The sequence below is a fragment of the Ideonella sp. P3_A4 genome, assembly GCF_056403075.1.
The window spans coordinates 1-649 of the sequence record NZ_JBFUGE010001320.1 but is presented as its reverse complement, the minus strand read 5'-3'; the positions used below and the strand labels follow the sequence as shown (position 1 = coordinate 649).

1 protein-coding gene is annotated in these 649 nt (G+C 59.0%); it reads right to left on the bottom strand.

Going from position 1 to position 649, the window contains the following annotated elements:
* Window positions 1–57: 57 nt before the first annotated feature.
* The coding region (locus tag AC1DYI_RS37785; RefSeq protein ID WP_477209173.1) for an N-acetyltransferase family protein at window positions 58–649 on the bottom strand (592 nt) is incomplete at its 5' end.

Sequence of the window (649 nt, the reverse complement as noted above, 5' to 3'; positions counted from 1 at the left end):
GGCTAACGTTCGACGTAAGGGGCGGCCCGCCTGCGGGACGTCCCCTTGACGGAGGGGTTATGCGTCACCGCCGACAAGCACATGGTTTTCATGACGACCTTGGCCAAGGACAAAGTAGGTGGTGCCTACCCTAGAGTAACCCTGACGGGCATAGAAGGCGATGGCGCGGGCGTTCTTGGCATTGACCGTTAGCCACAGCGGGGATGCTGACCGTTCGCGCGCCTGGGCCTCTGCAGATTGGAGAAGCGATCTTCCAATACCGTGGCCGATGAAGTGTTCTTGGACATAGAGCGTTTGCAGCTCGACTACTGACCCGGTACTCGATGGGCATGAGACGCCAAATTTGACTGCCGCGAAGCCAACAAGGCACTCGCCGCATTCGGCTACGAGAAGATCGGTATCGGGCGCGCTCAAAGATGCCGAAAACTTCTCAACCGTGAGTTCCGACAGTACGTACTTGGCAATCTCATCGGTGATGCCATCGGTGGCATAGGTGTGCAGCCAAACCTGAACTGCCAAGACAGCAAGACGACTGGCATCGCCCGGCTGACCGGCGCGGACTTGAAGACTATGACGCATAACGTTCGACGTAAGGGGCGGCTTGCGGCTTGCCGCAAGACGTCCCCTTGACGGAGGGGTTAGGCGTCGC